At 55.4% G+C, this 26,151-nt stretch carries 23 protein-coding genes and 1 tRNA gene; 4 read left to right on the forward strand and 20 right to left on the reverse strand.

Annotation, left to right across the window (positions count from 1 at the left end):
• Positions 1 to 209 precede the first annotated feature (209 nt).
• The 9 genes from murJ to pyrR form a co-directional block, all read right to left on the reverse strand.
• The gene (murJ, locus tag BED41_RS09875; RefSeq protein ID WP_229712288.1) at positions 210 to 1,838 is read right to left on the reverse strand and encodes a murein biosynthesis integral membrane protein MurJ; all 1,629 of its coding nucleotides are present in this window, start codon (positions 1,836 to 1,838) and stop codon (positions 210 to 212) included.
• 47 nt (positions 1,839 to 1,885) lie between these two features.
• Complete coding sequence (gene lptB, locus BED41_RS09880) at positions 1,886 to 2,635, reverse strand: LPS export ABC transporter ATP-binding protein (protein WP_157102317.1); 750 nt, start codon at positions 2,633 to 2,635, stop codon at positions 1,886 to 1,888.
• Positions 2,635 to 3,699, reverse strand: coding sequence for an LPS export ABC transporter periplasmic protein LptC (locus BED41_RS09885; protein WP_066745457.1), 1,065 nt, complete (start codon positions 3,697 to 3,699; stop codon positions 2,635 to 2,637). Before BED41_RS09885 ends, lptB begins: the two co-directional genes overlap by 1 nt.
• Positions 3,700 to 3,829: 130 nt before the next feature.
• A complete protein-coding gene (locus BED41_RS09890) occupies positions 3,830 to 4,687 on the reverse strand; it encodes a metal ABC transporter substrate-binding protein (RefSeq protein WP_084002387.1) in 858 nt (285 codons plus the stop codon).
• Positions 4,688 to 5,287 (reverse strand): orotate phosphoribosyltransferase, encoded by a 600-nt coding sequence (gene pyrE, locus BED41_RS09895; protein WP_066745468.1) that lies wholly within the window; start codon positions 5,285 to 5,287, stop codon positions 4,688 to 4,690.
• Positions 5,287 to 5,994 carry an orotidine-5'-phosphate decarboxylase gene (pyrF, locus tag BED41_RS09900; RefSeq protein ID WP_066745471.1) on the reverse strand — a complete coding sequence of 236 codons (708 nt, stop codon included), beginning with the start codon at positions 5,992 to 5,994 and terminating at the stop codon, positions 5,287 to 5,289. Before pyrF ends, pyrE begins: the two co-directional genes overlap by 1 nt.
• Positions 5,995 to 6,127: 133 nt before the next feature.
• The gene (locus tag BED41_RS09905) at positions 6,128 to 7,432 is read right to left on the reverse strand and encodes a dihydroorotase (RefSeq protein ID WP_066745474.1); all 1,305 of its coding nucleotides are present in this window, start codon (positions 7,430 to 7,432) and stop codon (positions 6,128 to 6,130) included.
• A complete protein-coding gene (locus BED41_RS09910; RefSeq protein ID WP_066749217.1) occupies positions 7,432 to 8,358 on the reverse strand; it encodes an aspartate carbamoyltransferase catalytic subunit in 927 nt (308 codons plus the stop codon). Before BED41_RS09910 ends, BED41_RS09905 begins: the two co-directional genes overlap by 1 nt.
• A 13-nt stretch (positions 8,359 to 8,371) precedes the next feature.
• Positions 8,372 to 8,923 carry a bifunctional pyr operon transcriptional regulator/uracil phosphoribosyltransferase PyrR gene (gene pyrR, locus BED41_RS09915; protein ID WP_066745477.1) on the reverse strand — a complete coding sequence of 184 codons (552 nt, stop codon included), beginning with the start codon at positions 8,921 to 8,923 and terminating at the stop codon, positions 8,372 to 8,374.
• 399 nt (positions 8,924 to 9,322) lie between these two features.
• On the opposite strand from pyrR, the gene BED41_RS09920 reads away from it, so the two are divergent.
• Complete coding sequence (locus BED41_RS09920) at positions 9,323 to 11,200, forward strand: molybdopterin-dependent oxidoreductase (protein ID WP_066745479.1); 1,878 nt, start codon at positions 9,323 to 9,325, stop codon at positions 11,198 to 11,200.
• A gap of 17 nt (positions 11,201 to 11,217) precedes the next feature.
• Here the strand turns inward: BED41_RS09920 and BED41_RS09925 are convergent, their stop codons facing one another.
• From BED41_RS09925 to rpsB, 5 genes are all read right to left on the reverse strand, one after another.
• Positions 11,218 to 12,432: a tRNA nucleotidyltransferase/poly(A) polymerase-related protein gene (locus tag BED41_RS09925; protein WP_229712289.1), complete on the reverse strand. Its 1,215-nt coding sequence runs from the start codon at positions 12,430 to 12,432 to the stop codon at positions 11,218 to 11,220.
• A gap of 60 nt (positions 12,433 to 12,492) precedes the next feature.
• A complete protein-coding gene (frr, locus tag BED41_RS09930; RefSeq protein WP_066745489.1) occupies positions 12,493 to 13,050 on the reverse strand; it encodes a ribosome recycling factor in 558 nt (185 codons plus the stop codon).
• A gap of 84 nt (positions 13,051 to 13,134) precedes the next feature.
• Positions 13,135 to 13,842, reverse strand: coding sequence for a UMP kinase (gene pyrH, locus BED41_RS09935; RefSeq protein WP_066745492.1), 708 nt, complete (start codon positions 13,840 to 13,842; stop codon positions 13,135 to 13,137).
• A gap of 289 nt (positions 13,843 to 14,131) precedes the next feature.
• A complete protein-coding gene (gene tsf / locus BED41_RS09940; RefSeq protein WP_066745495.1) occupies positions 14,132 to 14,728 on the reverse strand; it encodes a translation elongation factor Ts in 597 nt (198 codons plus the stop codon).
• A 1-nt stretch (position 14,729) separates the two neighbouring features.
• A complete protein-coding gene (rpsB, locus tag BED41_RS09945) occupies positions 14,730 to 15,560 on the reverse strand; it encodes a 30S ribosomal protein S2 (protein ID WP_066745501.1) in 831 nt (276 codons plus the stop codon).
• Positions 15,561 to 16,025: 465 nt separating this feature from the next.
• Here rpsB and BED41_RS09950 point away from each other — a divergent pair, with 465 nt between their 5' ends.
• Complete coding sequence (locus BED41_RS09950) at positions 16,026 to 16,469, forward strand: transposase (protein WP_019263345.1); 444 nt, start codon at positions 16,026 to 16,028, stop codon at positions 16,467 to 16,469.
• Positions 16,466 to 17,335 (forward strand): IS3 family transposase, encoded by an 870-nt coding sequence (locus tag BED41_RS09955; protein WP_229712433.1) that lies wholly within the window; start codon positions 16,466 to 16,468, stop codon positions 17,333 to 17,335. Before BED41_RS09950 ends, BED41_RS09955 begins: the two co-directional genes overlap by 4 nt.
• Positions 17,336 to 17,736: 401 nt before the next feature.
• Here the strand turns inward: BED41_RS09955 and panF are convergent, their stop codons facing one another.
• Together panF and BED41_RS09965 are read right to left on the reverse strand one after the other, a co-directional pair.
• Positions 17,737 to 19,215 (reverse strand): sodium/pantothenate symporter, encoded by a 1,479-nt coding sequence (gene panF / locus BED41_RS09960; RefSeq protein ID WP_066745504.1) that lies wholly within the window; start codon positions 19,213 to 19,215, stop codon positions 17,737 to 17,739.
• Positions 19,208 to 19,483, reverse strand: a complete 276-nt coding sequence (locus BED41_RS09965) for a YhdT family protein (RefSeq protein WP_229712291.1) — start codon at positions 19,481 to 19,483, stop codon at positions 19,208 to 19,210. Before BED41_RS09965 ends, panF begins: the two co-directional genes overlap by 8 nt.
• Positions 19,484 to 19,656: 173 nt before the next feature.
• On the opposite strand from BED41_RS09965, the gene BED41_RS09970 reads away from it, so the two are divergent.
• Positions 19,657 to 19,749 (forward strand) — tRNA-Ser (locus BED41_RS09970).
• A 115-nt stretch (positions 19,750 to 19,864) separates the two neighbouring features.
• On the opposite strand, the gene BED41_RS16485 is transcribed toward BED41_RS09970, so the two are convergent.
• From BED41_RS16485 to BED41_RS09985, 4 genes are all read right to left on the reverse strand, one after another.
• Entirely contained in the window at positions 19,865 to 20,035 is a 171-nt protein-coding gene (locus BED41_RS16485; RefSeq protein WP_157102318.1) for a hypothetical protein, read from the reverse strand.
• Positions 20,036 to 20,094: 59 nt separating this feature from the next.
• Positions 20,095 to 22,845: an EAL domain-containing protein gene (locus BED41_RS09975; RefSeq protein WP_168160254.1), complete on the reverse strand. Its 2,751-nt coding sequence runs from the start codon at positions 22,843 to 22,845 to the stop codon at positions 20,095 to 20,097.
• A gap of 611 nt (positions 22,846 to 23,456) precedes the next feature.
• Positions 23,457 to 24,125: a P-II family nitrogen regulator gene (locus tag BED41_RS09980; protein WP_066745511.1), complete on the reverse strand. Its 669-nt coding sequence runs from the start codon at positions 24,123 to 24,125 to the stop codon at positions 23,457 to 23,459.
• 39 nt (positions 24,126 to 24,164) lie between these two features.
• On the reverse strand, positions 24,165 to 25,664 hold the full coding sequence (locus BED41_RS09985) for a DUF1538 domain-containing protein (RefSeq protein ID WP_066745516.1): 1,500 nt from the start codon (positions 25,662 to 25,664) through the stop codon (positions 24,165 to 24,167).
• Positions 25,665 to 26,151 lie beyond the last annotated feature (487 nt).

A 26,151-nucleotide genomic window follows, 5' to 3' on the forward strand; every position in this document is an offset into this window, starting at 1 on the left:
TTGAGATTTGCATCAATGTCGGCGTTCACAGGTTGTTACACATGAGGCACGGCAGGCAAACGGGGCGAATGTTAGCACCCTTTCGCCGCCCTGTACAGCCGTGTTGTCTTTCTTATGTCATCTGAACAAATAAGTATTCTGAATATAGAGACTTGATAAGAAGGAAGCGGCAAATTGCCGCTTCACAGCAGTATTTTTTAAGCTGCGGACTATTGCCTTTTGGCCTTTCCTCCTGCCGCGTCCTTTATCCAGCGCCACTCGGGGCAGCGCAGGGCCATCGTGGCGGCGGCGTAGATCAAAGCGCTGCCAGCCATCGCGGAGGCGAGCCAAAGCACCCGCAGGATAAGCCTCGCCTCCGCGGGATATGGTAAAAGATATTTGAAGGCCAGCAGCGCGCCTACCATCAGCAAAAGGGGCGTCAGCACCCGCCAAAGCCACTTTATCTCAAATATGCCGAGCCGTTCACCGATATTGCGCGAAAGCATCCAGGCGGCGAACAGGCTCGCCGAGGTGAAGGCGGCCGCCGAGGCCGCGGCGAGGCCCGCATAGGCAAAGAGGCGCATCAGCACGACGCTCGCGCAGAGGTTCACGGCGACGGTGACGCCGGTTATCATCACCGCGGCGCGCGGCATGCGTCGCGCGTATATCGCGCGCATTATCACCGTGCTGCTCGCCATCCCCGGCAGCCCGAAGGCGTAGAGGGAGAGCGCCGTCGCGGTGGCGTGCCACGCCCATTCAGAAAAGGCTCCCCGGTAGAAGAGTATGTGAACGACCTCGCTGGAGACGACGCAGAGTCCCGCCGCCACCGGCAGCACGACAAAGAGGTTGAAACGCATCGCGTCGCGGATAAAGTCACGGAATTCCCCCGTATTGTTCGGGTCCTGCCGTGAGAGCATCGGCAGTACCGCCTGGGAGATGGCGATAACAAAGAGGCCCAGCGGCAGCTGAAGCACGCGGTCCGCATAGGTGAGCACAGAGATAGAACCGGCGGAGAGATAGGAGCCGAGCATCCTGCTGATCACGGGGTTGAGCTGATTCAAAGAGAGTCCCGCCGCGTAGGGCAGAAAGAGCACCATCATGCTGCGCAGCTGCGGATCGTGACGGTTGGGCATCGCGGGACAGAGTCTCATCTTCAGCCTGCCGCACCAGTAGACCTGCAGGAACATATGAAAAGCCCCGCCGAGCAGCACCGCGACCGCGAGGTTCCAGATCGAGAGCCGGCTCCGCATCGCCAGCAGGAAGAGGATATAGACAAGGTTGCTGAGGGCGGGCGCGATAGCGGGAACAAAGAAGCTGCCCATGCTGTTCAGCACCCCCATCGCCAGCGCGCCGACTGAGACCAGCATGAGGAAGGGAAACATTATGCGCGTCAGCGAGATCGCGAGCAGGCGCTCGTGCGAGACAAAGCCGGGCGCCATGATGTCGACGAAGAGCGGCGCGAAGATGAGGCCGACGGCGACGACGAGGCTGCAGCCGAATATCAGCACCGTCAAAGCCTCGTTCGCGAGCTTGCGCGCCCTGTCCTGACCGTCGGCGGAGAGGGTACGGGAAAAGACCGGTACGAAGGAGGCGGAGAGCGCGCCCTCCGCGAGCAGCTGCCGCGCAAGGTTTGCGAGCGTGTAGGCTACAAAGAAGGCATCCAGCTGGCGCGTCGCGCCGAAGAGCGCCGCCGTGAGCATTTCACGGACGAGCCCCAGCACGCGGCTCACGAGGGTACCGGCCATCATACGCATCGCATGGAAGACCATGCCGGTTAACGCATCCGGACGCTCGCCCCCTGTGGGTTTTTCTTGATCTCTTGTTTCGTTACCGGGAACGCCCTCCGCTTCGACTGACATCTCTTCCGTCTCCGACGGGGAGGCTTTCTCTCTCGGGGCTTCCAGCATCACCAGCTGAAGTCTTCGCCAAGGTAGAACTTGCGGGCGTCTTTGTTTTCGGTTATGTAATCGGGCTTACCCTCGAGGAAGACCTTTCCCTCATAGATGAGATAGGCCCTGTCCGTTATCGAGAGGGTCTCGCGAACGTTGTGGTCGGTGAGGAGTATGCCGTAGCCGCGGTCTTTAAGGTCGCGGATTATCGACTGCAGGTCGGCGACCGCGATCGGGTCAATGCCGCTGAACGGCTCGTCCAGCAGTATGAAAAGCGGCTCCAGCGCAAGACAGCGCGCGATCTCGACGCGGCGGCGCTCGCCTCCGGAGAGGGCGACGGCCTTGGTATCGGCGAGATGGCTCAGACCATATTCTCCAAGCAGATAGCTTATCTTGTCCCCGCGCACGTCGCGCGGCACTCCCGATTCCTCAAGAACGAGGTCGAGATTCTGACGCACGGTAAGGCTTCTGAATACTGAGGCCTCCTGCGGCAGATAACCGATACCGGCACGCGCGCGCTGGTACATCGGCTGGTCGGAGAGCTGCGTATCACCGAGCCAGACGCTGCCGGAATCGGGCAGGATACGGCCTACGATCATATAGAAGGTCGTACTCTTCCCCGCGCCGTTCGGACCAAGCAGCCCGATGATCTCACCCTTCTTTATTTCGATACTGACTTCGTCTACGACGCGGCGTCCGCCGAAGGCCTTAACAAGTCTGTCGGCGCGGAGTATTGTCGCGTCTTTCTCTATCATCTGGCGGGCCATTATTCTTCCACCCAGTTTTTTTCCTGATCTGAGAGCTGAGGAGGATTTTTCTCCACAACTGGTTTTTTATCGGCGGAGGCCGGTTCTTTCGGAACTTCCACCAGCGGCTCCTTTTTAACGGGAACACCGCCCTTCGCCGTACCGGAGTTTTTAGCGCCGTCATCCTTTTTCTTGGCCTTCTCCTCAACGACGAATACTATCTTTGAGTTTCCACGCGCCTCGATGTTGCGCGTATCTTCATGTACTACCATAGTGTCTGCGGTCACGGTCTTGCCGTCGCTGCGTACAGCCTTCGTATTGCCGGAGATGACGACCGTCCCCCTCGCCTTTGAATAGACGGCCTTGTCGCCGGTGACCCGGGTCTTGAGTCCCTCGCGGTCCACATAGTCGAAGACCACGTTTTTATCAGCCACCATCTCCTGAAGGACCTCTTCTCCGCTCTTCGCGTCCTTGGCGAGGCGGCCCTCCACGGTCTTCGCGGAGAGGGCGAACTTCTCTGCAAGGTCCTCGTAACGGCGCACGTCGCGCGCCCAGAATTTATCTCCCGTCCTCGTCGCCTCGGCAGCCTTGAGGATCTTGTTCTGCATGATGCCGTCGACATTGCCCCTGGCCTTATAGTTTTCGGTGCCTATCTCCCAGAGTACATAGTCGGCGTTGAGCCTGTCCTTGGGCGCGCGCGTCAGCAGCACGTCGCCGAAGGCCTCCACGGTACCGTCGGTCTTTTTAGTCTTGTCCCCGGTCCAGGTGGCGCTCTCGGATTTCAGCGTCGCCTGCTGTTCGGGAAAGTTACCGCTCACATTGCCGCGGATCGTCATGATCTCTTTATCGGTGTTGCCCTCGGCCTCGTCGCCCTTGAGTACCGAGCCCTCCCGCGTTATCACGACTCTGCCCTTGGCGCGGGCGTCGCCGGTGTTCACGTTGTACTGAATGTCGTCGGCCGAGAGAGTATTCTGGCGCTTAACGGTCTCCGCGGGAGCTTCGGTAGCCGCCGCAGGAATGGCGGCGCACATCAGACAGAAAACCGCCGCGGCGCAAAATCTTCGCAGTTTTTTTTCTATTATCATAGAGGATTCCTCTTTTCCGTTAAAATAACAGCATACGGCAACCAGTGCCGGATGTTTTCAGGCGCATTTATTTTACATTATTTATCATGATATGTATTGATTATTTTCAGTAAATAGAATTACGGTTATGCTATATTTTAGCCCTTTGCGCGCCGGTCTTCACACGGTTGGCGATGATCGTGAATATTTCATGCAGAAAGACGAAAAATTCCGTATCTTTCGGCGGCAGGGGCAGCGTGAGGCGGTAGGGGTAGGCTGTGGCCGCGGAGCGTATCGCCTCCGGCGTCCAGGGGTCTAACAGCAGCAGCCAGCCGCGCCGCGAGGCCTCGTCAAGCGCCGCGCGCAGGGCGACGCTGTCTCCCGCGAGCCATCCGGCCCAGACTGATTCGGGAGGACGCACGACGCCGGTTATCGACGAACGCACCCACGTCCCCTCCGCGCCGGTGAGGTCAAGAATATTTACGCCCGCGAGCAGATGCCTGCCGATGCCCATCGTACTGTCGATACGCGACTGAAATTCCGCCAGCCTCCGCTGGTAATAGGAGTAATTTCTCTGATCGGCGGCGGCCATGATCTTCATGATCTCCTGCGCGATGAAGGGCAGCATCGCGGGGTCGAAAAAGGCCGCTCGCATCTTGGCTTCGCTCATCGGCCTCTTTTGGTAAAGCAGTCTGAGGTTCTTATTCTGAGCGCCGATCTTTAAGCGGGCGGCGTCTTCCGGGTCGAATGCAATCACCAGTTCGCCGGCACGCGGGCGCCCCGTGGCGACGGTATTGCCAGCCTCGTTCCATACCGACAGGGCGCGTACCTGCGCCTGTCGGCCGCCGATAAAAGATGCGACCTCATAGAGCCACGGCGAAGTGACCGCGATCTTCATAACGCCCGCGGCTGCCGCCTCCGTACCGCGGCAGCCGAAGGACAATATCAAAGCGAAAGCCATGAGGCGCAGCATAAAAAGCAGACCGCGCCGCGGCGATTCTTTCCTCATTTATTTCGCGTCTGGACGGCTCCCCGGCTTTACAAGAGGAAGCCCCTCTTTGCAGAGCGGGCACTCCTCCGCCGTGTAGGTGGCGAAACAGACTTTGACGAGAGACTTGAGATCCCAGTCCGGCAGGCAGTCGGGCGAACGGCGGTCGACGATGCTGCCGGAGGCGACCCATTCCGCGCCGTCTGCGGCCAATATCTGCGCCGCTTCACGCGATGATTTGCCGGTCGTGCAGACATCCTCCACCAGAGCGAAGCGGAGTTTGCCGGGATGCGGGAATCTTTTAAGACGCATCTCGCCGTCGACCCTCTCGGTGAATATAAATGGCACGCCGAGCGCGCGGGCGACCTCGTGGCCGATTATCAGGCCGCCGAGGGCGGGTGAAAGGATAAAGTCCGGTTTCGCGGGCGCAAGCAGCTTCGCGAGCTCCTCGCCGGCATAGGCGGCAAACTTGGGATAGCGCAGCATCAGCGCGCACTGCATGTAGTTGTCGCTGTGCAGTCCGGAGGTGAGCTTGAAGTGACCCTGCAGATGCGCACCGCTCTCCTTCATCATTTCCAGTATTTTTTTTGAAACTTCATTTTTTTCGCAGGAACAGCTCATCAGTGCGAGACCTCCCCCAGAGTTTTCAGTATATCCTTCGCGGCCGCGATGGGATCGGCGGCCTCCAGTATCGGACGTCCGACGACGATATATGATGCGCCGGCCTCCGCCGCGTCCTTCGCGGTGGCGACGCGCGTCTGATCCTCGGTGCTCACCTTTTTAGCGCGGATTCCCGGCACGACGCGCAGCAGCTTTTCCGCGCGGCCCTTGAGAAGTTCGAGGTCGAGCGGCGAACAGACGATGCCGTCGAGTCCCGCGCGCTGAGCGGTCTCCGCGCGTCCAACCAGCGCCTGCTGCATGTCGCAGCCGGGGTGGACGTCGCTCCAGAGTTCGCCGCCGAGGCTCGTAAGCACGGTGATGCCGAGCAGCTTCATGCGGCTGCCCGTCTTATCGCGCATCGCGACGCTGCGGGCCATCATCTCGTAGCCGCCGGAGGTGTGAATGGTAAGCGCCCAGAGGCCGAGCTCGGAGAGCGGCTCCACCGCCGAGGCCACCGTATTGGGAATGTCATGCAGTTTGAGGTCGAGAAAGAGCTCGTAGCCGCGGTCGATTATCTCCTTCGCGAAGGCGACGCCGCCGAGCGCGTAAAGGCGCGGCCCTACCTTAACATATTTTGTAGCCTTGTCGAGCCTGTCGAGAAAATCCCTCGCACCGTCAAGCGACGGCAGGTCAAGCGCCACAATGAGTCCGCATTTATTGTTATCCATATATGTTCGTCCCTCCGTACGACGATAGCACAACCGCGTCACAGTTGTGCTATCGTCAGTCTTTCAATATTATAACTTCATTACCGTCACTTGTGGTATACGGCGAATTTTTATGCTGCGGGCGGTATTTCCCTTAGAGCTCCTCTTCGTCCTGCCAGATTTTACGGCCTTCGACGAAGGTCATCACCGGCCAGGCCGTCAGCGCGACGCCCTCCCAGGGGCAGCAGCGGGCCTTGCTCTTCCAGGTGCGGCAGTCGACGATGCGGGTCCTGTCCTCGTCAATGACCGTGAGGTCGGCGGTTGCGCCCTCTTCGATGCGGCCGAGCCCCTGCCATTTTTCGGGAAGCAGCGAGGCCGGCGAGGCGGTCATCTTCGTGAAGAGAAGTTCGAGCGGGACGTCGGGATAGTTGCGGCTGCGGTAGTCGAGAAGCACGGCGACGGCGCATTCGAGGGAGGCTATTCCGAAGGGGGCCTCCTGGAAGGGCTCATCCTTCTCATCCATGTGCCACGGCGCGTGATCCGTGACGATCGCGTCTATCGTGCCGTCCTTTATACCCTCCCAGAGCGCCTTCTGGTCCTCGGCGGAGCGAAGCGGCGGGTTCACCTTGAAGCGCGAGTTGTATCCGCTGTTGATGACCGCGTTCTCGTTGAGCGTGAGGTGATGGAAGGTTGTATCGCAGGTGATGTCGAGCCCCGCGCGTTTCGCGTTGCGGATGAGTTCGACGGCGCCCGCGCTTGAGAGGTGCGTGAAGTGGATGCGTCCGCCGGTGTCGCGCACAAGGGCGATGCCGCGCGCCACGTCGATCTCTTCGGAGGCTCCGGGGATGCCCTTAAGGCCGGACATTACGCTGACGCGGCCCTCGTGGACCTGTCCGCCCTTGAAGAGGCTGATCTCCTCGGGGTGCTCCATGACGCGGGGGAGCTTCTTCCCCGTGTAGAGCAGCGCGAGGCGCAGAAGCTGGCTGGTGGCTACCGGCGCGCCGTCGTCGGTGAAGAATACCGCGCCCGCCTCAGTCATCTTTTCCATCTCGCATATCTCTTTGCCTTCGCGGTTCTTGCTCACGCAGCCCGCCGGCAGGATGCGCGCGGCCTTGGCCGCCGCCCCGTGGCTTATGACATATTCGATAAGCGCCGGTTCGGAGACCGCGGGCTTCGTGTTCGGCATCGCTACGAGCGTCGTAAATCCGCCCGCGGCGCCCGCGTGCGCGCCGCTGTTAAGATCCTCGTTCCACTCGCCGCCGGGATCGCGGAAGTGCGCGTGAAGGTCGATGAAGCCGGGGGTCAGCAGACGGCCGCCGCCCTCGACGACCTCCGCCCCTTCGCAGGTAAGCGCCGTCCCGATCTTCGCGACCCTGCCCTCTTCGACGAGAAGACAGTCGTCCTTTATGAATTCCTTGCCATTGAATATTTTAAAACCCTTAAAAAGAATCTTTTCCATTACCTTGCACCTCCGCCGCAGAGATAGAGAAGCGCCATTCTTGTAGCGACTCCTGAACGCACCTGTTCGAGTATCACGCTCTGATGTCCGTCGGCAACCTCGGAGGCGATCTCAACGCCCCTGTTTATCGGGCCGGGGTGCATCGCGAGAGCGCCGGGATTGGCATATTTCATGAGCTCCTCGTCGGCGCCCCACCAGCGGTGGTACTCGTCGACCGAGGGGAAGAGGCCGTCCTGCTGTCTCTCGCGCTGTATTCTCAACATGTAGACCATGTCGGCGTTCTCGACAGCTTTGCGCGGGTCGCGGTCATACTTCACGCCGAGCTGTTCGACCTCTCTCGGCATCAGCGTCGGCGGTCCGGAGAGCACCACTTCGCAGCCCATCGTCTTGAAGGCTATGACGTCGCTGCGCGCCACGCGGCTGTGAAGGACGTCGCCGACGAGGGCGATCTTACGGCCTTCTAGATCTCCGAAGTGCTTCCAGGCCGTGTAAACATCAAGCAGAGCCTGCGTCGGGTGCGCGTGGGTGCCGTCGCCCGCGTTGAGGACGATGCCGCGCTTGAGCTTCGAGGCAAGGTACTGCGCCGCGCCTACCGCTCCGTGGCGCATGACGACGATATCCGCGCCCATCGCCTCAAGCGTCCAGGCCGTATCGCGCATCGTCTCGCCCTTCGCGGCGCTTGAGCCGGAGACCGACCAGTTGACGACGTCGGCGGAGAGCATCTTCTCCGCAAGCTCGAAGGAGACCCTGGTGCGCGTCGAGTTCTCAAAGAAGAGGTTGACGCACATCTTGCCGCGAAGCGCGGGGACCTTCTTCACGGGGCGGTCCATTACATTTTCCATATGCCGCGACTGATCGAGGAAGAAATAGAGCTCCTCTCTTGTCCAGCAGTCAAGGTCTATTACGCTGCGATGACGCCAGGTCATCTGTCCGATCTCGTTAAGCATCGCGCTCACAGATTACCACCTCGTCCTTTCCGTCAAGTTCTTCTACTTTTACTTCGATTACTTCGTTTTTCGATGTCGGTACGTTCTTTCCGCAGATGTCGGCGTGTATCGGGAGCTCGCGGTGGCCGCGGTCGATGATGACGGCCAGCTGCACTATCTGGGGACGGCCAAGGTCCACAAGGGCCTCTAGGGCCGCGCGGACGGTGCGTCCGGTGAAGAGCACGTCGTCCACAAGGAAGAGATGCTTGCCGGAGATATCCACCGGCATTCTCGTGCTGTGCACGATCGGCTGCTCGGAAAGAGTCGTGAGGTCGTCGCGGTAGAGCGTGATGTCCAGCTCTCCGCAGGGCACCTTCGAGCCCTCGGCCTCTTCAATGAGCTTCTGCAGACGGCGCGCGATGTAGACGCCGCGCCGGTGGATACCCACCAGTACCATGTTGTCGGTACCCTTGTTGTGCTCCACCATCTCGTGGGCGATGCGGCGAATGACGCGATTAAGATCCTGCGCGTTCATCAGTTTCGCCTTTTCTCTAAGTTCCGCCATCAAAAACCCCTCCTACGCTTTTATTTTGTAAATCCGTATTTCCGCAAAAAACAAGACCGCCCCCCAACGGAACAGTCTCTCTTAAAAAACACCCGGCATAACGGCGAAGCTGTCAATATGGTCTCGTATCTCCCGTGAAATCCGCGTCTTCATCCGTCATGCCTCCCTTTGATTTGAACTGATGGTATTATACAGTATATTTTTTAATCATGCAAGCGGTTGCAAAAATTAGTAAAAAACAACAAAATTGCCGGCTGGAGACGGCAAAGTTAAGCCGGGACGCTCAATTCCGCCAAAAAAGCTGAACGTTATGCCTCTAAAAGATAAGAATTTTCCACAGGGCCAAGGCGCGCGCTATATAAAAATCTAAATTATAATATGAATATGGAGAGATACGAAATGAACAGCGAATGGAAAACTACCGCCTGCCCCTACGACTGCCCCTGCGCCTGCTCGATGCTCGCGCGGGTAAACGGCGGCAACATAGAGCTGCGCGTAAATCCCGCCAACAAACAGTGCTCCTTCATCTGTGCCAAGGGGCGGCGTTTTATAAAACGGATCAACGACCCGCGGCGGCTGCTTCATCCGCTTATGCGCCGCGGCGCGGATTGGGTAAAAATTTCCTGGGATGAGGCGCTCGGCCTGTGGGCCGAAAAGATATCGGCGGCAGTTAAGGACTGCGGCCCGCTCTCCGTGATGTCATTCGCCAGCGCGGGCTCCATGACCTTTTCCAAACAGCTGATCCCCGCCTTCTACGCCGCCCTCGGCGGCTTCACGAAAACCAAAGGAACCCTCTGCTCCTCCATCGGCTCGGCGGGGCTTAAAGAATCTACCTGCGGCTTCGGCGTCCCCTATGTTCCTCTGGAGGATATCTCCACGGCGCGCGGCCTGCTCTTCTGGGGACGCAACAGCCGCCATACGCAGCCGCAGATGGCCCCCGGCCTCGCGGCGCTGCGGCGCGGCGGCGGGGAGACGGCCTGCGTCGAGGTGCGCCTCTCGGCGACGGCGGCGCAGAGCGACCGCTTCTGGCGGATATCGCCGGGCGGAGACTGGGCGCTCGCCGCCTGGCTCTGCCGCCGGTTGGTGGATGATAAAAGGGACTGCCGCGGCTGGCGCGCGCGTGCCGTAAATCACGGAGAATTTCTCCGGGTACTGCATAACGCGGATATGGAGCGGCTGCTGGCGCAGGCAGGCCTTTCGGAGGAAACCGCCGAGGAGATATACCGCTGGCTCCTCTCGCATTACCCCGTCGTCCACATTCCCGCCTACGGCGCGCAGCGCTATCTGCACGGAGACATGCAGTTTCGCTGGATATTCGCCCTCGCGGTGCTCTGCGGCGGCTTTGAAGACGCGCGGGCGGGGCTCTCGTTCAGCAAAGACGAGGGGGCGCTCTTTCCCGAGGGGATTTTTGAGGAAAGTTCCAACATACGCCGCTTCGGCGTCACCACCTGGCCCGCCGAGCTGCTGAAGGCGGAGCCTCCCGTGCGGGTGCTGAACATCCTCTGCGCCAACCCCGCGCAGCAGTCGCCCGATTCGCGGCTGATCGAGGAGGCACTGGCCGCGGTGGATTTCAAAGTATGCAGCGAGGTCTTTATGACGCGTACCGCCGAGCTCTGCGACCTTGTGCTGCCCGCCTCGATCTTCCTCGAAGAGGAGGACTGGATCGGCGGCTACGGGCACAGCTACATCAGCCGCAATGAACGCGTCGCCGCCCCGCGAGGCGAGTGCCGCAGCGACTGGGAGACATACGGCGCCCTCGCGGAACGTCTCGGCCTCGACCTTGATATGAGGGGGCTCTTCTCGCAAATGGGACGGATGATCTCCGTCGACGCCCGCCTCCGCGAGGTCTCGCGGAACCTCTATCTCTGGGACGAACCATGCTACTGGAAGCTCTCCGCCTCCCGTGCGCGGCTGCCGGAGACGACGCCGCTGCCGCTGAAAATACCGGCGGGACACCTGCGCCTCGTCACCGTTCACTCGGAGCTGTACATCAACGGGCAAAATATCGACGCTCCGGCGTCGTGTATGGAGCCGATCGTCAATCTGCCGGAAAGATTTTGTCTGGAGAGAAAGATAGCGGACGGAGACAGGGTGCGCATTCTCTCCGCCAACGGCGCGGAACTTACCATGCGCGCGGCGATAGACCGCTCCCTCGGGGAAGATACCGCCTGGGCGATGCAGGGGCTGCCGGGACTAAACAGGCTGACCAGCGCATACGAGGCTCCGGGGAGGGGCGCGCCCTACGCGGAGTGTTTTATAACAGTAGAAAAGATGTAACGGGAGGACACGCTTTTTTATCCGGTCTCCTTCAGCGCTTCGCGCAGCGCCCGGATTTCATTTGAACGGATATATTCGCCTATCTGGGGCCCCTCGAGAGTCTCGGGCACACGGCATTTCGCGGCGGCCTTAATAGTCGCCAGAAATCTTTCATAATCGAGGAGAAAGTCCGGGATCTCGCCGCCGTCGGCGGCGATGACGGTCCGAAAACCGTCAGCTCCCAGCGGCTCGCCCTCAAGCGCCCGGAGCAGATCCCTGATCTTCGCGGGGTTTTTCATGCGCGAGGGGCGCATATGCTCCACCGCCGCAAACCTCGCGCAGCGGCTCCAGAGGCGCGGCAGCCCTAAGGTCTCCGAGATATCCTTCATAAGCGCGCCGCCGCGCTCCTCGTGTCCGTAATGGTGCGGCAGCGTCTCCGCCGGCGTCTCACCCTTGCCGATATCGTGCATCAGCGCCGCGAAGCGCACCTCGGCTCGCTCCGTCATCGCCGCGGCACGGTCGAGTACCAGCATCGTATGCTCGAAGGCGTCGCCTTCGGGGTGGTATTCCGGCGGCTGGCTCTGGCCTATGAGCCTGTACAGCCAGGGAAATTCCTGCTCAAGGAGCCCCGCGGCCAGCAGACTGCGGAAATAGCGCGAGGGACGCGGCGCGCCGAGCGCCTTCTCAAGCTCGGCAAATTTACGCTCCCGCGGCTCGTCCCTCAGCTCTGCCGCGCAGCGTCCCATCATCGCAAGCGTCGCCGCCTCTATGGAAAAGTCTAACTGCGCCGCCTGACGCGCCGCGCGCAGGGCTCGCAGCGGGTCTTCGCAAAAGTGTTCCGAGGTGGCCCGTATCAGCCGCAGCTTAATATCGCACGCTCCGCCGTAGGGGTCGACCAGGCAGCCGTCCGCGCCGAGCGCCATGCTGTTTACCGTCGTATCCCGCCGGTAAAGGTCTTCCTCTATCGTTATATCGGGAGCGCAGCAGACCTCAAACCCCTTATAGCCGGAGCCGTTTTTTCGCTCGCGGCGCGCGAAGGCGGTCTCGCAAAGCTGGCCGTCCACCTCCAGAAGAAAGACCGGAAAGGAACGTCCCACCAGCCGCGCCCCAGGGAAGAGCGCGTGAAATACCTCCGGCGACAGGCCGCAGACGACATAGTCGCGGTCGTGAGCCGCGCGCCCCATCAGCCTGTCGCGGACGGCGCCGCCTACAAGATAGGCTTTTCCGCCCGCCTCTTTTACCCTTGCAAACAATTCTCTCTCTGTCATGGCGGCAACAAAAAAGCCGCCGTATCCGGCGGCTTGAGGTTTGCGCTACTTATCCATTATCTCTTTTTCTTTATCCGCAAGCACCGCGTCTATCTTCTTGATGAAGGCGTCAGTCTTGTCCTGCGCCTCCTTTTGGAACTTCTTTAGGTCGTCCTCGGTTATCTTGCTCTCTTTTTCCATCTTTTTAAGGATTTCGAGCGCGTCGCGGCGGATGTTGCGCACAGCTACACGCCCGTCCTCCGCCATCTTATTGACCATCTTCTTGAGTTCGACGCGGCGCTGCTGCGTGAGCTCAGGCAGATTGAGGCGGATAGACTCGCCGTCGTTCTGCGGCGTGATGCCGAGGCTCGAAGACTGTATAGCCTTTTCAATGGCCTTCATGGCGGTCTTGTCCCACGGGGTGATAACGATCTGGCGTGCCTCCGGCACATTAACGCTGCCCATATTCTTGACGGGAGTCGGCGTTCCGAAATAATCCACCTTTATCTCTTCAACAAGTGCGGGATGCGCTCTTCCTGTGCGGACGCCAAGCATAGAACCCTTCAGGTGTTCGATGCTCTTTTCGCAGCGTGAGGTCAGTTCTTTAAGTACGTTCTGAGGCATGCAGGTCACTCCTTATGTTTTTTATGATTATAACACTCTTTAGCCTCTTTCCAAAGGCGGAGGAAAAAGCAATTCCTCGCTGCTTTAAGAGACCATCGAGCCGATATTTTCTCCGTCGATCAGCAGTCTGCGCAGATTGCCTTTCTTGAGCACGTCGAACACGACGATGGGAATTTTATTTTCCTGGCAGAGCGAGAAGGCCGCGGCGTCCATCACCTTAAGCTGCATCTGCAGCGCGTCCATATACGAGACGTGCGGCAGCTTCACGGCGTCGCTGTACTTCGCCGGGTCTTTGTCATATATCCCGTCGACCTTCGTCGCCTTCAGCAGGCAGTCCGCACCGATCTCAGAGGCGCGCAGCGCGGCGGTCGTATCAGTGGAAAAATAGGGTGAGCCGGTACCGGCGGCAAAGATGACGATCCGTCCCTTTTCAAGGTGGCGTATCGCGCGGCGGCGGATGACCGTCTCCGCGATCTGACGCATCTCGATCGCCGACTGCACGCGCGTCGGCTGTCCTAGGCGTTCAAGCGTATCCTGCAGGGCCAGCGCGTTTATCACCGTGCCGAGCATTCCCATATAGTCGGCCTGCGCGCGTTCGATACTTGTGGTCTGCGCGCCGCGGATGATATTCCCGCCGCCGACCACCATCGATATGGCGATACCCTCGCCTGCGACCTCAACTATCTGTTCGCATATCCCGCGTATTGCCTCATAGTCAAGGCCGAAATGTCCCTCTCCCGCCAAGATTTCACCGGAGAGTTTGAGAAGAACCCTGCTGTATTTGCGTTCCATAACATTAACCACCTTCCGAACAGATTTATTTTTTCTATTAGCAGCCGCTTTTTATAATAACCCAATAACCGCCCGGCGGACAAATAAGTTCGCTTGTAAAATTCTAATATCCCTCCCGCGCGCCGCAGGCGGACCGCCTCATTCGCGCAGGAGCTAAAAATTCAGCCGGCCGCCTGAAACGACGGCACAGAGGCCGTTAAATACATTGAAAAAAATCGCCGGATCGGCATTCGCCTAGAAAAAAGGCGAGGGATTAAAAATCCCTCGCCTTTAACGGTTCGTTTGGAAGCTAGCCCTCGATCATGAAGCGGGCGTAGCGGCGAACGACGATATTTTCACCGATCTTCGCGATGTTCTCGACGATAAGATCCTTTATCTTGACGTCGGGGTTGCGTATGTACTTCTGCTCCAGGAGGCAGTTTTCCTCGTAGAACTTGTTGATACGGCCCTCGGCGATCTTTTCAAGCATCTTCTCGGGTTTGCCCTCTTCGCGCGCCTGAGCCATGATGACCATCTTCTCATGCTCCAGCACTTCGGCGGGGACATCCTCCGGCTTGATGTATGAGGGGTTGGCGGCGGCGATATGCATCGCGATCTCATGTCCGAGCGTGTTGAACTCTTCCGTGCGGGCGACAAAGTCCGTCTCGCAGTCAAGTTCAAGAAGAACGGCAAGCTTCGCGTTGCTGTGAATATAGGTAAACATCTTGCCCTGAGCCGCGGTGCGCTCAGCCTTCTTGGCCGCCTTGGCGAGTCCCTTCTCACGAAGATAGTCGCAGGCCTTCTCCATATCGCCTGAGCACTCTACGAGCGCCTTTTTGCAGTCCATCATTCCGACCGATGTGCGAGCGCGAAGCTCGGACACCATTGCTGCTGTAATTTCTGCCATCTTAGTTAGTCTCCTTCCAGCCCTTCTGCTCGGCAAGCTCTTTCGCGCGAAGCTTCATTTCATCCTCCGAGATATCCTCGGCGGGAAGTTCGGCGACCTCTTCTTCCACTACAGGGGCGGCTTCTTCCTTCTCCTCTATGCGGGCATCCTGACCCTGACGACCCTCTATGAAGGCGTTGGCCATCAGGCCAACGACGAGCTCTATCGCGCGGATAGCGTCGTCATTGCCGGGGATGGGATAATCAACGACATCAGGATCGCAGTTCGTATCTACGATCGCGATTACGGGGATGTCAAGCTTGTGAGCCTCAAGAACGGCGATCGTCTCACGACGGGGGTCAATGATGAAGAGGGCATCGGGGATGTCCTTCATATCTTTAATGCCGGAGAGATACTTTTCCAGCTTCTCGCGTTCCTTGCGAAGCTGGATGATCTCTTTCTTCGGATACTTGTTGATGCTGCCGTCCTCTTCCATCTGCTGCAGCTCCGTCATACGCATCACGCGGCGGCGGATCGTAGTAAAGTTTGTGAGAAGACCGCCAAGCCAGCGCTGGTTGATATAGAACTGTCCGGCCTTAAGAGCCTCGTCGCGGATGGGGTCCTGCGCCTGGCGCTTCGTCCCTACAAAGAGGATGCTTCCGCCCGACTTCGAGACTTCGCGGACGAAATCGTAGGCCTTCTCAAGGCCCTTGACCGTCTTCTGAAGGTCGATGATGTAGATACCATTGCGCTCCGTGAAGATGAACGGCTTCATCTTCGGGTTCCAGCGTCTCGTCTGGTGTCCAAAGTGGACGCCGCATTCAAGAAGCTGTTTCATACTTACTACTCCCATGTGAATCCCTCCTGTTTTTTCCTCCAGACGTCTCATCCGCGCCGGAGCCCGCTCTGCGGGAACCTCCTTTGCGTCAACGCCTGTGTGTGCTATACACCGCTCCTTAGTATAGCACAGCTTCCTCTCAAAAAGCAAACTTAAATCGGCGTTTATCAAAATCGGCGTGAATAAGCACCGTATGCGTCATAAGCCGGTCTCTGAGTGTCCTCACCGTATGAACAATACGGCTCCGGTACTCAGAGACCGGCTTATCTAGCCTACGGCACTTCTTCGCGCCGATTTTCCTACTATCATGTGAATTTTGCAAAACCGATTTTCTTCGGGTGGGCGAAGAGATAAACAGCGATTTATCTTTTGACTTTGCCCTTAAAGGCGCCCTCTGTTGAACAGCATCCCGAAAATCGGACAGCCAAATAAAGCCCCTGGATTATAATAAAACTAAATACATATAAAGGGGGATCTTCTATGCGTAAACGTAAAACAGAAGAAAGAATAAGAGCAATTGAGATGCACAAACAGGGAATTCCACGAAGGCGGATTGCTGAAGAACTTGGTGTTAGTCCTGATTCTGTTAAAACATGGATATCTTTATATAAGAGCGGACAGAAGGACTTACTGGATGATACAAGGAAAAAAAGAACCTACAGCAAGGCTGTAAAACTTGAAGCTGTTTCGGCTCATTTAGAAGAGGGACGTACTATGGTAGATGTTACCTCATCTTTTAACATTTCAAGTCCCTCTCTTTTAAGACGATGGTGTAAGGAATTTATCGAACAAGGGGATATTTCTAGTTCAAAACAAGACTGTCCAGATAAGAAATTGGAAGTTACAAATAGCATAGAAAAGATTAAAGAGCTGGAAATGCAGGTCGACGTATTAAAAAAAGCCTTAGAGCTGCAAAGGTGGTGATAGAAAGAAATATTAAATACAGGATCATTTTTGAATTTTCAACAAAACATTCTGTCTGTGGAATGTGTAGATTTTTGTCCGTATCACGCTCCGCATACTACAGTTGGCTAAAGCGGCGTGGAATGAAAGATAAAGACGGTCCTCTCATAGAAGCAATAAGAACGGGACAGAATATCAACAAAAACACTTATGGGTACAGGCGAATGACTCTGTGGCTCAACAACTTCATTGGCATTCATGTAAACAATAAGAGGGTAAGGCGTGTTATGAAAAAAGCGGGACTTCAAGCGGAAATAAGAAAAAAGAAAAAGTTTAAAGTGATGTCAGGAAATATCCACAGCTATGAGAATATCCTGAACAGAGAATTTCGTTCCGACAGACCAAACCAGAAACTGGTTACTGATATCACATATATACGAACAAAAAAGGGTAATATATTCCTCTCCATGATAAAAGATCTCTTTGATAATTCCATACAGGGATATCAAATCAGTCGTAATAATAATATTAAGTTAGTAACCGATACATTGAAGAAAGCATTTGAAAATAATAATAAGGTGGTCGCTGATGGACCAATCCTCCACAGCGACCAGGGGTTTCAATATACAAGCCATGCATATTTCAACCTGACACAAAGATACGGACTCAAGGTCTCAATGTCAAGGAAAGGAAATTGTTTGGATAATGCATGTGCAGAAAACTTCTTTAGTCACATTAAATCAGAACTCGTCAACCGAGTAAAATGGGAGAACTACGAGGAGGCCAAAGATGCCATAGACGAATATATAAGGTATTATAATAACGACAGGATACAGATAAAATTGAAAAAGGCTCCGATGCAATATCGAAGTCTCTTTATTGAATAAATTTTTGATACCCTTGGGAGCTTTTATAGCGTTGTCCGGTTTGCGGGACTCTGTTCATGTGAGGGAGCTGGCTCGGCGGTGTTTTTCCGCCGAGACTGAGGGAGTGTTGCTCTGTATGTCGCGGGAACCGCGACATACAGAGCCCGCGGCAAAAGCCGAGGGAGAACCTAAGGTCAAAACTCCCTCACCCCGCTTCGCGGGGAGCTCCCTCAGAGAGGGCGCCAAAATCTTTGCCAAATCGCGATATACCGTTTCCCCACTCGAAGCTAAATCGGCGTTTAGAAGTGCGAGTTGCTAAATAAAATGGGGGCTCCGATACCGGAACCGTATCTTCATACGGTGAGGATTCGGAGCCCCCTTTTTATGACGCAAATCGTGCTTATAAACGCCGATTTATGATGCTAGATTTCAAAAACCTTAAGCTTTTCTTCGCTTTCAGGACGGCCCAGAAGGCTTCCCGCGACAAAGGCGGTGATCGCGATAACCAGCGTCGGCACGATGGCGGTCGTACCGGCGATACTCGTCTTTGTGATGTTGAACCAGAAGAAAGCCGCCGCGCCGCAGATCATCGACAAAATGGCGCCCGTGGAATTGGCCCGCTTCCAGTAGAGGCCAAAGAGCGTCGGGCAGAAGAATACAGCCTCGAGGCCGCCGAAGGCGAAGAGGTTTATCCATACGAGCAAAGAGGGCGGCTTCATCGCCGCGAAAAATACCAGCACGCCGACGACCGCTGTCACCACAAGGCTCATGCCGCGTACCTTCTTCGGCGACAGACGGCTCTCGTCGTTCTTCACGATATAGTGGAAATAAAGATCCTTTACGATGGCCGCCGAACACATGATCAGCATCGAGTCCACCGTCGACATGATCGCGGCGAGCGGTCCCGCGATAAATATCCCCGCCCAGAATGGTGACATCAGGCGTACCGTAAGCGTGGGCACGGCAAGGTCGCCAACCGTGATATCAGGAATTACGGCGCGGCCCATCGCACCGACAAGATGCATCGCCAGCATCGTGAAGCCGACGACGAAGGTCCCGATGATCATCGCGTTGTGCATCGAACGCGAATCCTTATAGCCTAGACATTTCTGCGTCGTCTGCGGCAGTCCTAGGATACCGATGCCAACGAGCACCCAAAAGGAGAGTATGAAGGGCTTAGGGATCGCGTTGCCGCCGCCTGTGGGAGTCAGAAGCTGGGGGTCTATTGAATATAGCGTCTGCATGATACTCTCCACACCGCCGCCGGCGGTGATGACCGCGTAGAGGATCGCAAGCGAGGCGAAAAGCATCATCACTCCCTGGATCGTATCGGTCAGCACTACGGCGCGGAAGCCGCCGACCGTCGTATAAATGACCACAGTAAGTCCAAAAATCAGCAGCCCCGTCTGGTAGGAATACCCCGTGACGGACTCAAAGAGTCTCGCGCCGCCGATAAACTGCGCCAGCATCGAGGCCATGAAAAATACCAGCAGAGACAGAGATGCGAGGATCACCACGAGGTCGCTGCCATAGCGGGCGCGGATAAAATCCGTTATAGTCACCGCGTTCGTGCGCCGCGCGATGAGCGCGAAACGTTTGCCCAGCACGCCGAGTGTAAGAAAGGCCGTAGGCACCTGGATCATTGAGAGAAGTATCCATCCAAGACCGACGTTATAGGCGACGCCGGGGCCGCCGACAAAGCTGCTGGCACTCGTATATGTCGTGATTATCGCCATTGCGAGTACAAAACCGCCCATCGAACGGCTGCCGATAAAATATTCCTCCATAAACCCCTTGGTGTCGCTCCGCTTACCGGCTGCGCGGCTGCCCCATAGCGCGATCCCCATAATCAGGATAAAGTACAGGATCAGCGGCACGATCATCCCCATATGGTCAATCATCTTTTCTTACCCCATCTCTCTCTTCATCAAGCGGCAATTCCTTAAAAAAGAGCCGGATCACGATCCACAGGATAAAAGATATTCCCACATAGCCCGCGATACAGCTGTAGAAAAACCATTCAGGAAAGCCGAATACATAGCGGTACTGCGACGGGTCGTCGCCAAAACCGTATGCGGTCATATACCACCAAAAGAAAAACAACAGGTAAAGACCGATGATGATAAAGGTCTCCCGCTTAGTCGTCTGTAAAAATTTTTTTGAAGCCACGTTTCTGCCCTCCATTTTGTTAACTTTAGAAGTTTATGGCGTATAAGTATAGTACAATTACAGAATATCAACAACATATGTCAGGGATTATACGGCAAAAAACATATTTTATCGAGATTGAGCTTGAAAAGTTATAAAAATCGAGTATAATGCTCTATGTCCTTCAGATGCGGGGAGGGGTGGCCGAGTGGTCGAAGGCGGGCGACTCGAAATCGTCTTAGCGGTGCTGAGCCGCTACGTGGGTTCAAATCCCACCTTCTCCGCCAGTAAATATCAAGTCTTGCAAACACTACGTTTGTGAGACTTTTTTATTTTCAACCGCCGGCCAGCTCACAGGGAGAGAGCCTTTCCAGCGGATAAGGCTCGAAGAGGCGCGGCGTCTTATTTTCTGGCGTCGAGAAATATTATCGCCGCGGACATTACGGCGGCAAGCCCCGAGACCGAGAGCACGAGCCAGGCGACGACCCCGGGCCGCCAGTCCAGCAGCCAGGCGTAAAACACCGAGGATACAAATATAACGAGCACAAGATAATGCAAAATTTTTGAATTCACAGATTCACTTCCCTCTGCCGCACCAACGGCAGGAAATATAATGCGTACACTACAACTGTCTATGGCAGAAATTTTTTCTCAAAGTCATCCAGCGGCATCGGCTTGGCGTAGTAGAATCCCTGTGCGGCGATACATCCCATCCCGATCAGCATCTCCGCCTGTTCCTTCGTCTCAACGCCTTCGCAAATTACATCGATGCCCAGTTCTTTCGCCATAGAGATTATCCCCTGGACAATAATTCTTCCGCGCCTCTCATGGCAGCTGTCGGAGATGAGGCTCCGGTCAAGTTTGATCGTATCGGCGGAGAGCTGCTGCAGAACGCTGAGCGACGAATAACCTGAGCCAAAATCATCTATGGAAAGGAGGAATCCCAGTTTTTTCAGCAGATCACGATGGCTCAGCATCTGCCCGACATTCTCCATAAGAATATTTTCCGTGATCTCCACCTCAAGATATTCATGCGGAACACCGTATCTGTCCGCGATCTCAGCGAGGGTATAGGGAAAATTCCGGTCTTCAAAATGCAGCCTTGAAAAGTTGGACGACACGGGAAAGAGGCGTACCCCCCTGTCCATCCACCGCCTTATCGTTTTACAGACCTGTTCATAGATATAGAGGTCGATCTCAATAATAAAGCCGTTGCTCTCAAAAAACGGGATAAAATCACCGGGAGAAATCGGCCCCTCATCGCGGCGGAGCCAACGCACGAGCGCCTCGGCCCCCACTGTCTCCCCCGTGCGCATATCGGTCTTTTGCTGAAAATAGGGCACAAACTCGCCGTTTTGCAGGGCCGGCGCCATTATATCGGCCAGATGTCTGCGCCGAAGCTCCTCTTGGCGCATTTTTTCGTCATACCGCAGGGTCACACTCTTACCCGTGTTCTTGCCGTTTATCCTCGCGTAGTTGGCAAAGTCCATAAGCAGAGAGACGTCGGGGCTGTCTCCGCGCTGTGTGACATAGACGCCAAAGGTGAGACAGATGGAATATGATTTCTTCATCGCCGCCACCGCGGCGCCCATCTGTTTCGCGATGAGATTCGTCCGCGACAGCAGCCCGTCCCAATCGCTGTAATGCAGGAGAAGTACGAATTGGTCTGCGGATACCCTCGCGCAGCACTCGTCGGGAGAGGTGTTTTCTTTGAGCGTCCGCGCCGCCAGTTTCAGTATCTCGTCGCCCTCCTTGAAACCAAAGCTGTCGTTGATCGTCTTAAACTGATTGATATCCATGTATACGAGAGCCAAGGGATCATCCCCGGCCTCCTTAAGCATCTTCTCCGCATCCAGACGGAATTTATTAAGATTGAATATCCCCGTAACGCCGTCTACGTATAGCAGCGCGTGGAAGCGTCTGTTATTCGCGGCATTCGTGACAGCTATGTAGCCCAGGACCCCGATAATGACAAGAAAGACAACGCTCGTCACGCCGGCCGCCGCCAACGGATATTCGCTGACGATCCGCCGCAGAGTCACCGGTCTTGAGATGACGGAATTATCAAGGATTATTGAGTCCATCTGCTCACGGGAAATATACTGAATACATTTATCCAATATGGAGAAAACGCGGGGATCGGCGCTTTTAGAAACCCCGATGCTGAGATCGTCATAATAGTTGCTCAGCACAGCCATATTGAAGTTTTCATATTTTCGTTCCGACAGCAGGTAATTCGCAACATAGGTGTTCGTATATGTGACATCGGCCCTTTTTTTCGCGACAGCGTCAAAGCAGTCGCTGATCGAGGGATAATAGACCACCTCAGCCTGTGGATTATCTTCCGCTATCTTTTGAGAAAAGTAGCAGCCCTCCGGCAGAGCGATACGCTTACGGACGGAGACGCCGCTTACGCTGACGGAGACAAATGGCGCGCGTAAATAATAGACGGTGGTGTTAACATGTTTTCTTTCCGCCCACAGGTAATCGTTCGCCACACCGCAAATAATATCCGCGCTGCCGCCGTCGACCATATTCCATGATTCATTACGGTTATGTACCGGCAAAAATTCAAATGTCAAACCGGAATAGGCCGCGATAACACGGAACATATCGGCTACGATACCTTTAAATTCTCCGGTTTTTGGGTCAGTATATTCCAAAGGGGCCTCAGTGTAATTATAAACGGCCCTTAAAGTCGGCGCTTTAGGGATATAATCCATCTCTTCCCTGGTAAATACCGGCCGCTGCAAAGCGTTGACGGCGAAGTACTTTTCAAAAAGCCTCTGCTCGTAGTATGGATCACGCAGCTTTATCGTGGTCATCGCTTCGTCAAGGGTACGGGCCAGCCTCTCCCTGTCTTTCGCCACGGCGAAATACAGCGGCTGCGGGGCAAACTGCGCCACGCTGCGAAAAACACTGTTCTTTCCAAGATGTGATATGGCGACGCCGTCAAGTTCGCCGCGGTCAAGGGCGGACAAAAGATCTGCGGTCTCCCTATAGGGGACGATCGTGACGGAAAAACCGTTTTTGCGGCAGTACTCCTTAAAATACTCGGCGTCCAGACCATCTTTTATCACGCCTACGCGCATGCCGTTAAACGACGAGAAATCTTCATAATCGTACCGCATATCATCTACGCGTACATTCAGCGTAGAATAGATACTGCACATCGGCCTCTGTGAAAAAAGAAATCTTTTAGCCCTCTCGTCGTTGTAATAGACCGCGGGGAGAATATCGATCTCTCCTCTTTCGAGCATATTAAGGGTATTTTCCCAGCTTTTGCCGTCAACGACCTCATACTTCCAGCCGGCATACTTGGTGATTTTTTGAAAATACTCGAAGTTGAAACCGACATACTCGCCGCTCTTGTTCCGGCTCATATAATCGCCGTCTTCATAAAAGCCTATCTTTACCGCCTCACCCTGCCCGTTAGCGGCTGCAATATGCGCATTCAGCACGAGAAAAAAGACGATATAAATAAGTAAACAGGCACCTCTTTTGCAGATATCTATAATCGTCCACTCCCAGAGAATAAAGCTTAAAACGCCTGCAAAACCCGGCCTTACAGCCCCAGCGGCACGGGCAAAGACTTTAGTTTATCCAATAAACAGTTTACCATAATATAGTTATGAAAGATATCTGAAAAAGCAAATCAACGACGCCGTTTCATACCTGCCGCTCATGAAAACCGATTAGCCTCTTCGTTTACATAAGTGTCATGCTCCGCGAACGGAGGATAACCCATTAGTAATTTCGGCTTTATTAGAACAGTGATAAAAGACCGCATATGGACATTTTGAATGGCTGATGAACGAAGCCCATATCGAAAAATATACCGGACACAATACACGCGCCCCTACGTCAGGGTACGACACAAAATTTTATAGGCATTTTTTCAAAATTACCTGTCTTTATCCGGCCACGGTTACGACTAAAATACCGCCTCGCTTCCGACGGCATTTTCTTTTATATATTGAAACTTTGAAAATCCTCAAAGTTTTGAGAATCCCGCAACCCGCTCAACCGGCACCGTAAAGGCGATCGCCCTCGCCTCTGTGGAGGGACCGGCCTTGTCAATGATTGCGTCGATAATGGCTTCCTTGCCCTCACTGCTGGTGACAAGGTAGATCATCTCTTTTTCCGCCGCAATAGTAAGGCCGAAAAATTTGGCGCCAAAGCGGGCTCCGGTGCCCTTAGCGTGGATGACGGTACCGCCGCGCGCTCCGGCCTCACGCGCCGCATCCATAACCATATCGACGTAGCCCCTTTCGGCAATCGCGACAATCAGCGAATACTGCATATCTTCCACCCTCTTCTTAAATTCGTCGTCTATCAAACCTTCCGGCAGACATTGCGCGTTAGATACTCCGGAGACACCGTCCACGGGGAGCATCAGGGCCACACCGGCATTCGGCGCGTCTATCCGCATCTCCGACACAAGCCCGTCAAGAAGCCTGTTGGCAGCCTCCGAACCGCACAGACAGCAGATGATCTGCATCTCCTTTTTCTCCAGCCCCCACAGATGGAGCGCCTTCTTCTGCGCCGTTCCCTCGCAGAGATAGCTGAATACAAGGTTGGCGCCATGTTTATGAAAAAAATCTATGTAGCTGTCACTCAACTCGCGCTGAACGACCGTAATCACGAAACTAACTCCGTTCATAACCGCTCCCCTCCGAACCTGTAGGTTTAAGCAAATCCATCATAGGCAAGGCTCATTTTTCTTCATCGCCGAGACGCCGCGCATATACAGCAGTCCCAAAAGCTGAATGGTGATCAGCGGCGTCATTGCCACCATCGCCACCACACCAAATGCATCCTGTGTAATATTACCGCCGACCGCCGAACAAAGCCCCATCGCCAGCGGCAGCAGGAAGGTCGCCGTCATCGCCCCGGAGGCCACCCCGCCGGAGTCGAAGGCGATCGCCGTAAAGATAGGGGGCACTATGAAACTCAGCGCCAACGCTATCGCATATCCGGGAACGATGAGCCACATCAGCGGCAGCCCCGTCAGGATACGCATCATCGCGAGCCCAACAGAGATAGAGACGCCGATCGAGAGGCTGACGCTCATCGCCTTTTTGGGAATCGCGCCGGCCGTTATCTCCACCACCTGCTTATTCAGCACGTGGACGGCAGGCTCAGCCATGACGATAAAGTAACCGATCACCATACCGATGGGGACGATCACCCAGTTGTTCTCCAGTCCTCCGATCAGCTGCCCAATATAATTGCCAACGGGCAGAAAGCCGACATTCACGCCGGTAAGAAAGAGAACCAATCCAAGATAAGTATACAGGATACCGACCGTGATCTGGATAATTTCCGTTCCATAGAGCCTTAGCTTAAAGATTTGGAAGGCGAGGAAAAAGAGGACGATCGGCAGTACGGAAAGGGCGATCTCATAAAAGAAGCGCGGGAATTCAACGGCAAAGAGATGCCAAAGCTCCTGAGAATTTTCAATATCAGGCACTACCACCGGCGTATATTCGCTGCCACCTCCGGGATAGAGAAGGCCAAGTATCAGAACCGCAAGTATCGGGCCGATGGAACCGATGGCCACAAGACCAAAGCTGTCGTTCTGCGCGCTGCTGTCGCTGCGGGAGGCAGCCACGCCGACGCCGAGCGCCATGATAAAAGGTACAGTCATCGGCCCGGTGGTGACGCCTCCTGAGTCAAAGGCGACCCCGATATAATCCACCGGTATAAAAAAGGCCAGAATAATGATAAGCGCGTAAGAGACGATCAGAACATTCCGCAGCGGTACCCCTAGGAACATACGCAACATCGCCAGCATCAGGAATACGCCGACACCGGCTGCCACCGCCCCGATAATGGCCGCGTTAGGGATATTGGGGACCTGCCCCGCAAGGACCTGAAGATCCGGCTCCGAAACAGTGATAAAGCTGCCGACAAGAAAGCTGATCAGCAGGATGAACCACAGGCTCCTCGTCCGTGTAACGGCCGAACCGATATGCTCGCCAATCGGCGTCATCGCGATATCGGCCCCCAGCGTAAAGAGCCCCATTCCAATGACAAGGAGGATCGAACCAAAGACAAAGGCCAGCAGCGCACCGACGGGCACAGGCACAAGCGCGAAACAGACGGCGAAGACTATCGCCGCAATCGGCAGGACCGATTTCAAAGCCTCTTCCATTTTTGAAAAGAGGATGGTGTTGCTCAGTCCAAATTTTTTCAGCATTCTCTGTGACAGAGCCGGAGACACCGTCCGGTCCAACAGGCCATCGACTCGCTCTCCTTTCGTTGGAATCATCAGGAGCTGCTCGGCTCCGCCGCGCCGCCGCAAGAATCAGCGGAGAACAGGCGAAACGAAAAACACCTTTAACTGAGTATAACATATCGTAAAAAAAACTATCCTGCCGATGACAATAGACTAAATTTACATTATTTTCTCATAATTATCACATGTTTCTTAACCCTCAATATTACCGATGCGCGGCGAAGCAGCGGCACATAGAATATAATATTGCGTGCTCGTCACATGAAAAGGCAACAGCCCCTGCCGTATCAAGGATATTGGGGCATGCAAAGCGTGATAGACACAGTAATACCCATCCCGATCACCTGCAATCAGCGCACCTAAATCATTTAAGATATTGCCGCCGTGGGTATTTTATAAGTGGCGTGCCTGTGGAGATTCGAACTCCAGACCTTCGCCTCCGGATAAG

Source organism: Cloacibacillus porcorum (assembly GCF_001701045.1).
Classification (GTDB): Bacteria; Synergistota; Synergistia; order Synergistales; family Synergistaceae; genus Cloacibacillus; species Cloacibacillus porcorum.

Bases quoted from the DNA above. Each gene is read 5' to 3' on its own strand.
- murJ (WP_229712288.1), bottom strand. From the start codon at position 1,838: ATGTCAGTCGAAGCGGAGGGCGTTCCCGGTAACGAAACAAGAGATCAA.
- lptB (WP_157102317.1), bottom strand. From the start codon at position 2,635: ATGGCCCGCCAGATGATAGAGAAAGACGCGACAATACTCCGCGCCGAC.
- BED41_RS09885 (WP_066745457.1), bottom strand. From the start codon at position 3,699: ATGATAATAGAAAAAAAACTGCGAAGATTTTGCGCCGCGGCGGTTTTC.
- BED41_RS09890 (WP_084002387.1), bottom strand. From the start codon at position 4,687: ATGAGGAAAGAATCGCCGCGGCGCGGTCTGCTTTTTATGCTGCGCCTC.
- pyrE (WP_066745468.1), bottom strand. From the start codon at position 5,287: ATGAGCTGTTCCTGCGAAAAAAATGAAGTTTCAAAAAAAATACTGGAA.
- pyrF (WP_066745471.1), bottom strand. From the start codon at position 5,994: ATGGATAACAATAAATGCGGACTCATTGTGGCGCTTGACCTGCCGTCG.
- BED41_RS09905 (WP_066745474.1), bottom strand. From the start codon at position 7,432: ATGGAAAAGATTCTTTTTAAGGGTTTTAAAATATTCAATGGCAAGGAA.
- BED41_RS09910 (WP_066749217.1), bottom strand. From the start codon at position 8,358: ATGACCTGGCGTCATCGCAGCGTAATAGACCTTGACTGCTGGACAAGA.
- pyrR (WP_066745477.1), bottom strand. From the start codon at position 8,923: ATGGCGGAACTTAGAGAAAAGGCGAAACTGATGAACGCGCAGGATCTT.
- BED41_RS09920 (WP_066745479.1), top strand. From the start codon at position 9,323: ATGAACAGCGAATGGAAAACTACCGCCTGCCCCTACGACTGCCCCTGC.
- frr (WP_066745489.1), bottom strand. From the start codon at position 13,050: ATGCCTCAGAACGTACTTAAAGAACTGACCTCACGCTGCGAAAAGAGC.
- pyrH (WP_066745492.1), bottom strand. From the start codon at position 13,842: ATGGAACGCAAATACAGCAGGGTTCTTCTCAAACTCTCCGGTGAAATC.
- tsf (WP_066745495.1), bottom strand. From the start codon at position 14,728: ATGGCAGAAATTACAGCAGCAATGGTGTCCGAGCTTCGCGCTCGCACA.
- rpsB (WP_066745501.1), bottom strand. From the start codon at position 15,560: ATGGGAGTAGTAAGTATGAAACAGCTTCTTGAATGCGGCGTCCACTTT.
- BED41_RS09950 (WP_019263345.1), top strand. From the start codon at position 16,026: ATGCGTAAACGTAAAACAGAAGAAAGAATAAGAGCAATTGAGATGCAC.
- panF (WP_066745504.1), bottom strand. From the start codon at position 19,215: ATGATTGACCATATGGGGATGATCGTGCCGCTGATCCTGTACTTTATC.
- BED41_RS09975 (WP_168160254.1), bottom strand. From the start codon at position 22,845: ATGAGCCGGAACAAGAGCGGCGAGTATGTCGGTTTCAACTTCGAGTAT.
- BED41_RS09980 (WP_066745511.1), bottom strand. From the start codon at position 24,125: ATGAACGGAGTTAGTTTCGTGATTACGGTCGTTCAGCGCGAGTTGAGT.
- BED41_RS09985 (WP_066745516.1), bottom strand. From the start codon at position 25,664: ATGCTGAAAAAATTTGGACTGAGCAACACCATCCTCTTTTCAAAAATG.